This is a genomic window from Sphingomonas sp. NPDC019816 (genome assembly GCF_050274375.1).
GTDB lineage: Bacteria > Pseudomonadota > Alphaproteobacteria > Sphingomonadales > Sphingomonadaceae > Sphingomonas.
Genome location: NZ_JBNNOB010000147.1, coordinates 1 through 8,564, shown reverse-complemented (window position 1 = coordinate 8,564; position 8,564 = coordinate 1). Strand labels below are relative to the sequence as shown.

Annotated in this window: 10 protein-coding genes and 1 riboswitch; of the genes, 9 read left to right on the top strand and 1 reads right to left on the bottom strand. The window is 67.7% G+C overall.

Annotated features, from left to right (window positions below; translation table 11 throughout):
• The first annotated feature begins 244 nt into the window (after positions 1-244).
• The 5 genes from ACQKJZ_RS16545 to ACQKJZ_RS16525 all read left to right on the top strand — a co-directional run bounded on the left by ACQKJZ_RS16545 (position 245) and on the right by ACQKJZ_RS16525 (position 2,978).
• A complete protein-coding gene (locus ACQKJZ_RS16545) occupies positions 245-904 on the top strand; it encodes a hypothetical protein (protein WP_427732458.1) in 660 nt (219 codons plus the stop codon).
• A gap of 109 nt (positions 905-1,013) precedes the next feature.
• A complete protein-coding gene (locus ACQKJZ_RS16540; RefSeq protein WP_427732456.1) occupies positions 1,014-1,334 on the top strand; it encodes a hypothetical protein in 321 nt (106 codons plus the stop codon).
• 35 nt (positions 1,335-1,369) lie between these two features.
• Entirely contained in the window at positions 1,370-1,738 is a 369-nt protein-coding gene (locus tag ACQKJZ_RS16535) for a CsbD family protein (RefSeq protein WP_427732454.1), read from the top strand.
• 151 nt (positions 1,739-1,889) lie between these two features.
• Positions 1,890-2,771, top strand: a complete 882-nt coding sequence (locus ACQKJZ_RS16530) for a hypothetical protein (RefSeq protein WP_427732452.1) — start codon at positions 1,890-1,892, stop codon at positions 2,769-2,771.
• A 63-nt stretch (positions 2,772-2,834) separates the two neighbouring features.
• Entirely contained in the window at positions 2,835-2,978 is a 144-nt protein-coding gene (locus tag ACQKJZ_RS16525; RefSeq protein ID WP_312487658.1) for an entericidin A/B family lipoprotein, read from the top strand.
• Between the two features lie 57 nt (positions 2,979-3,035).
• Here ACQKJZ_RS16525 and ACQKJZ_RS16520 read toward each other — a convergent pair whose 3' ends face one another.
• A complete protein-coding gene (locus tag ACQKJZ_RS16520; protein WP_427732460.1) occupies positions 3,036-3,338 on the bottom strand; it encodes a hypothetical protein in 303 nt (100 codons plus the stop codon).
• A gap of 86 nt (positions 3,339-3,424) precedes the next feature.
• A riboswitch (cobalamin riboswitch) is annotated at positions 3,425-3,644 on the top strand.
• Positions 3,645-3,824: 180 nt separating this feature from the next.
• Between ACQKJZ_RS16520 and ACQKJZ_RS16515 the strand changes: the two genes are divergently transcribed.
• From ACQKJZ_RS16515 to ACQKJZ_RS16500, 4 genes are read left to right on the top strand one after another with little or no spacing between them, the layout of a single operon-like run.
• Positions 3,825-6,002 (top strand): TonB-dependent receptor, encoded by a 2,178-nt coding sequence (locus ACQKJZ_RS16515; RefSeq protein ID WP_427732449.1) that lies wholly within the window; start codon positions 3,825-3,827, stop codon positions 6,000-6,002.
• The gene (locus ACQKJZ_RS16510; RefSeq protein WP_427732447.1) at positions 5,920-7,422 is read left to right on the top strand and encodes a PepSY domain-containing protein; all 1,503 of its coding nucleotides are present in this window, start codon (positions 5,920-5,922) and stop codon (positions 7,420-7,422) included. Before ACQKJZ_RS16515 ends, ACQKJZ_RS16510 begins: the two co-directional genes overlap by 83 nt.
• A 53-nt stretch (positions 7,423-7,475) precedes the next feature.
• Positions 7,476-8,147, top strand: a complete 672-nt coding sequence (locus ACQKJZ_RS16505) for a glutathione S-transferase family protein (RefSeq protein ID WP_427732445.1) — start codon at positions 7,476-7,478, stop codon at positions 8,145-8,147.
• A complete protein-coding gene (locus ACQKJZ_RS16500) occupies positions 8,134-8,493 on the top strand; it encodes a tRNA-binding protein (RefSeq protein WP_427732443.1) in 360 nt (119 codons plus the stop codon). The genes ACQKJZ_RS16505 and ACQKJZ_RS16500 overlap by 14 nt, the downstream gene beginning before the upstream one ends.
• Positions 8,494-8,564 lie beyond the last annotated feature (71 nt).

Genomic DNA, 8,564 nt, shown 5'->3' with positions numbered 1-8,564 from the left:
CCCATGATCTGATGATCAAACAGGCGGCGTGAATGACAACCGGGATTAGCTTAACTTAGCCGCAAACCTGTCCAAGAAGGCGGGACCACCTCAGATCCCCTTCGCCGATACGGAGGATGCGACGCTCTCCGGGATCGACGTCGCGGACGAAGCGACCGATTGGCACCCCGTCCTGTCATTCGACCTGCGCAATGGCGATTATGCGCGCGGTGCGCTGGACGACGACAATGCCGGTCTGGGGCGGATGCCGGTGCATGTCGCGCTGGGCGGAGCGGTGGTGCTGCGGCGGGGCGAGGACGGCCGGGCCGATCTGTTCGTCATCGGGCAGAACTCGAACGGCTTCCATGCGCCCGGTCGCGACGAGCGCGCGGCGCCGCGTAGCTGGTATGAGAGCAACACGATATTGGGGCTGGCCTGGCGGCCGGTCCCAGGGCTCGACGTGGCGGCGCTCTATGCCATCAAGGCCAGCCCCAACGGCGTCGCATCGACCACCCATGAAGCCAGCCTCAGCCTGTCATACACCGGCGATGACGCGCTGGGTCGATGGAAGCCCCGTGCGGCGATCACGCGCCGGACGCAAGGCGATGGCGGCGTCTATACGATCGCGGGGATATCGCCGTCGCTGGATCTGTCCGATGAGGAGGATGGCCCCACGCTGAGCGTCCCATTGATGGCGGGCATGGGCTGGCAGGGGTTTTACGGCGCGGGGACCGGCAATCGCGGCTATGCCAGCGGCGGGCTGACGCTGGCGCAACCCATCGATCTGGCCGGCAGCAAGGCGACGTTGCAGGCGGAAATGCTGGCGCTGGTCCGCGACGATCGCCTGCGTCTGCTCGACGCGCCCGGCGGCAGTACGGCGACGGTGATCCCACAGGCAACCCTGTCGCTGACCATGGCTTGGTAGGCCCGGAAAACAGTTGGCGCGGCAAAATTTGTCGGGAACGACTTAATTTATCATAAGTTAAGAGTGCCTGACCGGTCGCATATCGTGGCTGGTCGCGAGGAGGCAACGGTTGACCCGAATTCTTGCCAGCATCGCGATGTGCAGCCTGATCGTGGCCTGTACCGCGCCATCGACCCGGATCGCCACGGGGTTGGAACGCTATGGCCTGGACAGCCAGCGATCCGCCTGTGTCGGCCAGCGGCTGGAGCGCAACCTGTCGCTGGGACAGCTGAGCCAGTTGGGCAAGGCGGCCGCCGCCTATCGGCGCGACGATGCCGATCCAGGGCGGCTGACGGCCGGCGATCTGATCCGCGTCGCGGGCGAAATCAAGGATCCACGCATCGCCCTGGAAGTCGGCAAGGCCGCCGCAGGCTGCGGCGTGGCACCGTAGGCCCCACCCCATTCCCTCATCCGAAGGACATGATCATGAACAAGCATGAACTGCATGGCGGTGCCCGCTATGTCGGTGGCAAGGTGGAAAAGGCCGTGGGCGACGTGGTCGACAGCCGCGACTGGAAGGTGGCCGGCATCGCCGATCAGGTCGCGGGCGGCGCGGAAAATCTGTTCGGCCGTGCCCAGTCGGTCGCCGGGGACGTCGCCGACACGACCCCGAGCCTGATCGAGCACGCCCGTGAACAGGTGAACGACGCCGCTGATCGCTCGACCGATGCGGTGCGGCGCGGGGCGCGCAACGCTCGGTCCATAGTGCGCGGCCACGAAAGCATCGCGTTCGCGGTCGCCGCGGCGCTGGGCGGCTATGCGATCGGCTGGCTGGTCCACGGCCGGCGCGACTGAACCCCTTTCCCGGCATCGCCCCGGCGGGGGCCCCCGTGGCCGGGGGCGATGCCTTTCGAAAACCCATCGAGAACACCCGTCGTCGCGGCGGAGACCGGGCGCTGCGCACGGTCCGATCCCGCTTGCGCGCAATCATCGAACAGGAGTGAATATGGCAACCAATGTGAACCCCGGCATAGTGCCGGTTGACGATGGCGTGGTCGGCCGGCTGGGCCACAGGGTATCCTGGGGCGCCATTTTCGCGGGCGTGGTGATCGCCGTCGCGGTTCAGCTGGTGATGGGCATATTGGGCACGGGCATCGGCCTGTCGATGGTCGATCCGGTCGAGGGTTCGACGCCGGGTGCGACCGGCTTCGGTATCGGTGCCGGCCTCTACTGGCTGATCACGACGGTCGTCGCGCTGGGTGCCGGCGGCTATGCCGCCGCACGCGTGTCGGGGGTGTCCGACCGTTTCGATGCGCTGGTCCATGGTTTGGTCGTGTGGGGCGTGACGCTGATCCTGACCCTGTACCTGCTGACCTCGGCGGTCGGCGGCATCATCGGTGGCGCGTTCCGCACGTTGGGCGCGGTGGCCGGCGCGGCGGGCTCGACCGTCGGCGCGGCCGCGCCCAAGGTGGCCGAGGTGGCCGGCGTCGATGAAGGCGACGTGCGCCAGGAAGCGGCCAAGTATCTGAGCGATACGCCGTCGAACCCGGCGCAGATGACGCCCGAGCAGGCGCAGAAGGCAATCGCGCAGGAACTGCCGGCGATGGCGCGCGGCGGACCGGAAGGTGTCCGTGCCAAGAACCGTGTCGTGGGCATCGTCGCGGCGCAGCGCAACATCAGCCGTGAGCAGGCCCAGGCGCAGGTGAACCAGGCCAAGGCCGATTTCGTCCAGACCAGGAACGAAGCGGTGCAGGCCGCCAAGAACGCGGCCGATGCCGCCGCCGGCGCGGCGTCGAAGACGTCTTTCCTCCTGGTGCTCGCCTTGCTGGTCGGCGCCGGTGCCGCCGCTTTTGGCGCAACGTCGGCCACTCGCCGCCGTCTGCGCTGAGTAACCGCGGCGGGCCGGCGTATCGGGCCCGCCGCACTTTCCGTGAAACAGGAGATCATCACCATGAAGACGATCGCCCTTGGCGCCACCCTGTGCGCCATGCTCGCCCTGTCGGCCTGCAACACCGTCAACGGCGCGGGCAGGGACCTGCGCTCCGCCGGGGCTGCCGTGTCGGATGCCTCGGGGCAGGACAAGCCGAAGAGATAAGCCGCCGGCATCGCCCGGATCGCGCGGGGGTGGTCGTCGACCGCCCCCGTTGTCGTGTCAGCGTCGACGGCCCTTGCGGCCGGGCATGTCGGCACCGGGCGGTTCGGTCGTCTCTACCACCTCCACCACCTCGAAGGCGAAGCCGGTCCAGCCGCGCTGTCGTGCCGCATCGGCCGCCGCATCCTTCTTGCCGGTCGCTTCCTTCAGCGACTTGGCATGGCCCCAGAACACCTCGGTCCTGCCGTTGCCCAGATCGGCGACGATGCGCCAGTAATGGGTGAAGGGCGATGCGGTCGGCCCGATCGTCTTCACATAGCCGTCGGGCATGGTTGCCGTCAGATAGCGGGTCTTGCGTGCCATGACGCCCGCGATAGCGCGGATCGGGCGCGACCGCATCGGGTTGACGCTCCCTCCACCATCGCGCAAGCAGGACGCGGCCGGAACGATCCGGTCGTGATCGCGCCGGTTCCCCCGACAAGGGGGATTAAAAGGGAACGCGGTGAGGGCGAAAGCCCGAATCCGAGGCTGTCCCTGCAACTGTAAGCGGAGAGCGGACTTGCACGGATCGACCCCCGAGGGTCGGTCCAGCCACTGGGGCAACCTGGGAAGGCGCAACGCCCGTGACGACCCGTGAGCCAGGAGACCTGCCGGCGTCAGGTCGCTCATGCCGGGCCCAGGGGATGGCCATGGCTAAGGTCCTTTCCGACGAGCGACGCCAATGGTGGCGGAGGCGCGTGGGTGACCATGAGAGTGCGGAAATCAGCGTCCAGCATGCATGGCACCCGATCGTTCGGAAATGGACGAGGGGTCTCGGCTTGTTCGCAATATGACGCTACAGGCAATAGAATGTTATATCGTAACTACAACGCTAAGTGTTCGGGACTGGTGGCGGGCGCCGCTCTGATCCTGATGGGTGGTCCGGCGATGGCGCAGCCCGTCGACGAGCAGAACGTCGGCGACGGATCGGTACTGGTCATCGGGACACGGGCCAGGCCGGTGCTGGACACGCCCAATGCGACCGCCAGTCGCCTGGGGCTGACGCCGCTCGAAACGCCCGCCAGTATCGCCACGCTCGATGGCGAGACGATCCGCGCGCGCGGCGACCAGTCGATCGTCGAGGCGCAGAGCCGCGCGCCGGGCATCGCCAGCGTCGCCAATCCCGGCAATGGCGGCACCGCCCTGTCCGCGCGCGGTTTTTCGGGGCAGGGGTCGGTGCTGCAACTGATCGATGGCGTGCGGCTGTTCCCGGCGGCGGGGACCATCACCTTCCCGACCGATCCCTGGATGGTCGAGCGGATCGATGTCCTCAGTGGTCCCGCCTCGGTCCTCTATGGACAGGGGGCGCTGGGCGGTGCGGTCAACGTCGTGATGCGCAAGCCGACTGCGAGGACGCAAGGGCAGGCCGAGATCGGCTATGCCGCGCAAGACAGTTTTCGCGCGGCGGCCGGGATCGGCGGGCCGGTGGGGGACACGTTGTCCTACCGTGTCGACGCCAGCTATCGCCGCTCGGACGGCTATGTCGATCGGGGGGATTCGAGCAGCGTCGCCTTGTCGGGCACGCTGTCGTGGAAACCATCACCGACCTTGGCGGTGACGATCCGCGGCGATCATGGCGAACAGCGGCCGATCACCTATTTCGGCACCCCGCTGATCGACGGACGGCTCGATTTGGCGGTGCGCGAGCGCAACTATAATGTCGGCGACGCGCGGATGCGCTTTCGCGACGACCGCGCCTCGGTCCAAGTCGACTGGACGCCGAGCGCGACGGTCAGCGTGTCGAACATCGCCTATTATCTGACCAGTGACCGTTTCTGGCGCAATCTGGAAAGCTATTGCTGGGTCGGCAGCACCGGGGCCTGCGCGGACGGATCGCCCGGCCGGCCCGGTACGATCCGGCGGAGCAGCAATTACGGTATCCGCCACGACCAGACCCAATGGGGCGATCAGGCGAGCGTGACGCTGCGCACATCGCTGGCGCCGGGTATCGCCAATGCCTTCGTCATCGGGGCGGACGCCAATCTGGTCCGCTTCACCCATGAGAACGACTTCGGATCGGTGGCGCAGGAGGACGGCGTCGACCCCTTCGCCTTCGATCCGGGCCGGTTCCTGGATACGCAGGGAATCGCGCCGCGATACCGCACCCGCACCGCCGCGCTGGCGGTGTTCGCCGAGGACCGGGTGACGCTGGGGCCGAAATGGTCGGTGGTCGGCGGCTTTCGCTATGAGGAGAATCAGGTACGCCGCTGGGCGATCGCCTATCCGGGGGGCGTGCGCACCGACCGCTTCGCCTTTGAAAAGACCTTCCGCAACGCGACATGGCGGGCGGGGATCGTCTATCAGCCGCTGCCGACCCTGTCGCTATACGGCCAATATGCGACCGGCGTCGATCCGCTGAGCACGCTGACCACCGTGTCGACGGGGCAGGTGGCGTTCAGCAATGCGCGCGGCAACCAGGTCGAGGCGGGGGCCAAGCTGTCGTTCCTGGGCGGGCGCGGCATGGCGACGCTGGCGGCGTATCGGATCGTCAAGACCGGGCTGCTGGCGCAGCGCACGCTATCGAGCCCGGTCGAACAGGTCGGGCAGCGATCGGCGCAAGGCGTCGAGGCGGCGGTGTCGGTCGATTTGCCGCAGGGTTTCGGGGTAGAGGCCAATGGCACGCTGCTCGATGCGCGGTTCGACGATTTCCGCTCGGGCGGGGCCGACTATACCGGCCGTACGCCGCCCGATGTGCCAGAGGCGCTGGGCAATCTCTGGCTGCGCTGGGATGCGACACGCAGCCTGCAGGCGCGTGCCGGGCTGCGCTATGTCGGGCGGCGCTTCTCCGACAATGACAATGCGTTCCGCATTCCCGGCTATGCGACGGTGGACGGCACGCTGTCCTATGCTTTGAGCCCGCATATGGCGGTCGACCTGCGCGTCTATAATCTGTTCGATAAGGCCTATGCCGTCACCGCTTATGGTGATCGGCAATGGATATTGGGGCGGCCGCGCTCGCTGGACGTGGCGCTTCGTGCCGCGTTCTGACCGGCATTGGGGGAAGGCGGCGCTGCGGCTCGCCTTCCTCACCCATCGCTGGGCGGGGATCGTCGCGTGCCTGTTCTTCGCGATGTGGTTCGCGAGCGGGCTGGTCATGCTCTATGTCCCCTATCCCGCGCTCGGCCCGGCGCAGGGCTGGGCAGGGGCGGCGGCGATCGACTGGACGCGGGTGACGGACATGCCCGCCGATACCGCGCGGCGGATCACGCTGGAGATGCGCGACGGTCAGCCGGTCTGGCGGATCGAGGGCGGTGAGGGGGAGACACGCATCATCCCGGCGCAGCGCGGGGCCAGGCCGGCCCCCGTCGACGCCGGATATGTCCGCCGTGTCGCCGCACGCTTCGAACATGCCCCCGTCATGTCGGTCGAAAGGATCGATGACGATCAATGGACGGTCGCGGGCGGCTTCGACCGGCATCGGCCTTTGTGGAAGGCGGCGATCGACGATGCGGAGGCCACTCATCTCTATATCTCCAGCCTGACCGGCCAGCCGATGCAGCGCACGACGCGGGACCAGCGTGTCTGGAACTGGCTGGGGTCGGTGCCGCACTGGCTCTATCCCACCATCGTCCGGCGCGACAATGCGATGTGGCGGCAGGTGGTGATGTGGGTCTCCGGCCCCTGTATCGCGGTGGCGCTGACGGGGATGTGGATCGGCATCCTGCGTATGCGGATCGGGCGGCGGCGCTATCGCGGCGGGCGGATCACCCCCTATCGCGGGTGGATGATGTGGCATCATGTCAGCGGCCTGCTGGGCGGGGTGATGCTGACCACCTGGATCGTCAGCGGCTGGCTGTCGGTCGATCCGGGGCGGGTCTTTGCCGGCGGTGCCGCGCCGGTGGCGGCGATGCGCGACTATGCGGGGCAAACGGCCGTGCCAGGGGACATCGCCGTCTTGGCCCGCCTTGCTGGTGGTGCGCGCAGCGTTGAGTGGAGCGCGGACGGCGGGTTGGCGCGCATCGCGATCGATCGTGCCTCGCCGCACCCGCGCTGGCTAGACCATGCGACGCTGTCGCCCGTCCGGCCGGTCGGCGCCATGGCCTCGGCGGCGATGCTGGTCCCCGATGGTCGACTGACCACGACCGAGACGCTGGTGCGGCCCGACTTCTACTGGACCGACGCCGCGCGCCTGCCGCTGCTGCGGCTGCGGTTCGACGATGCGGCGCGGACCTGGCTCTATGTCGATCCGATGAGCGGCGCGCTGGTCCAGCGACAGGATGCCACGCGGCGCGCCTATCGCTGGGTCTATACGCTGCTCCATACCTGGGACTGGCCTTGGCTGACCGCGCATCGCCCCGCCTGGGACGCGTGGATGTGGCTCTGGTCGATCGCGGGGCTGGTGATGTCGGTCAGCGGGGTCGTCATCGGCTGGCGACGATTGCGCCGGCCCGCGCGCCCGGCGGCGTGAAAACATGCATGGCGGGGTTGGCGCGGGCCCATGCGCCCGCTTAGATGGGGGATATGTGGCAACTCTATCAATTCCCGCTCTGTCCCTTCTCTCGCAAGGTCCGGCTGCTGCTGGGTGAGAAGGGCGTCGGGTACGAGTTGGTCCGCGAGTCGCCGTGGCAGCGGCGTGACGAGTTCCTCGACATGAACCCCGCCGGCCAGACCCCGGTGATGGTGGATGAGGAACGCGGCGTCCTCGTGGTCGACTCGATGGCGATCAGCGAGTTCTTCGAGGAGACGGTCGAGAAGTCGGCGATGATCAACGGCACCGCCGTCGGCCGTGCCGAAATCCGGCGGCTGGTGACGTGGTTCGACACGCATTTCTATCAGGACGTGACCGGCCCCTTGCTCCACGAACGCATGGTCAAGCGCGTCGCGCGCACTGGCAGCCCGGATGCCAAGGGCCTGCGCGAGGCGATGAAGGCGGCGGTCGGGCATCTCGACTATACCGATTATCTGCTCGACCATCGCAACTGGCTGGGCGGCGCGACGATGAGTCTCGCTGATCTGGCGGCGGCGGCGCAGATTTCGGTCGCCGATTATCTGGGCGGCATCGATTGGAAGGGGCATGAGCAGACCGCGCGCTGGTATCGCGGGCTGAAGAGCCGCCCTTCCTTCCGCCCGCTGCTGTCCGAGCGGATGGAGATGGTCACCCCGCCGATCCATTACGACAATGTCGACTTCTGACGCGCCTGCGCCCCGCATCGGGATCGAGGATTTCCTGGCGGTCGACATCCGCGTCGGCACCGTCATCGCCGCCGAGCCTTTCCCGGAAGCGCGCAAGCCCGCGATCAAGCTGACCATCGACTTCGGCGCGGTGATCGGGGTGAAGCGCTCCTCGGCGCAGATCACCCGGCATTATACGCCGGAGACGCTGGTGGGGCGGCAGGTGGCGGCGGTGGTGAATTTCCCGCCGCGCCAGATCGGGCCGATGATGTCGGAGGTGCTGACGCTGGGCTTTCCCGATGCGGATGGGGAAGTGGTGCTGATTGTGCCGGACTTGGGTGTGCCCAATGGGGGGCGGTTGTTCTGAGGCGGGGGCGTGGGCTTCGACTTCGCTCAGCCTGAACGGAGGTGGGGCCCCGGGCTTGATACCAAAAGCCG